Consider the following 684-nt stretch of genomic DNA (forward strand, 5'->3'; position numbering starts at 1 on the left):
GCCGCCTCCGGGCGTCACCGGCTCGGAGGAGCAGATCGCCCAGTCCGCGATGTCCCGCTCCTTCCTGCACTGGGGTCTGCACCCGTGGGCGATCTACGTGATCGTCGGCATGGCCATCGCCTACGCCACGCACCGGAAGAAGCTGCCGCTGTCCATCCGCTACTCGCTCAAGCCCCTGCTGGGCAACCGGATCAAGGGCGTGTGGGGCGACGTGATCGACATCGTGGCGCTGGTGGGCGTGCTCTTCGGCGTCGCGACCTCGATGGGCCTGGGCGTCATGCAGATCGCCTCGGGGCTGGGCTTCCTGAACATCGACGCGAACAACAACATCGCGTACACGCTGATCATCGCCGCCCTGTCGTTGATCACGCTCATCTCCGTGATCTCGGGCCTGGAGAAGGGCATGAAGTGGCTGTCCAACGGCAACCTCATCCTCGCCGGCGTGATCGCGCTGTTCGTGCTGATCATGGGCCCGACGATCTTCATCCTGCAGGAGTTCATCCAGTCCATCGGTGACTACCTGCAGAACGTGATCCAGATGACCTTCTCCACCTTCGCCCTGGACGGCGAGGCGGGCCAGGAATTCTCCGGGGCCTGGACCACGTTCTACTGGGGCTGGTGGATCTCCTGGTCGGCCTTCGTGGGCATGTTCATCGCGCGGGTCTCCCGCGGGCGCACCGTGCG

General features: G+C 65.1%; 1 protein-coding gene. It reads left to right on the forward strand.

Annotated features, from left to right (window positions below):
* The coding region (locus EWV39_RS13705) for a BCCT family transporter (RefSeq protein WP_193554722.1) at positions 1-684 on the forward strand (684 nt) is incomplete at both ends.

Origin of the sequence: Rothia halotolerans (assembly GCF_004136635.1) — a bacterium.
Lineage (GTDB): Bacteria > Actinomycetota > Actinomycetes > Actinomycetales > Micrococcaceae > Rothia > Rothia halotolerans.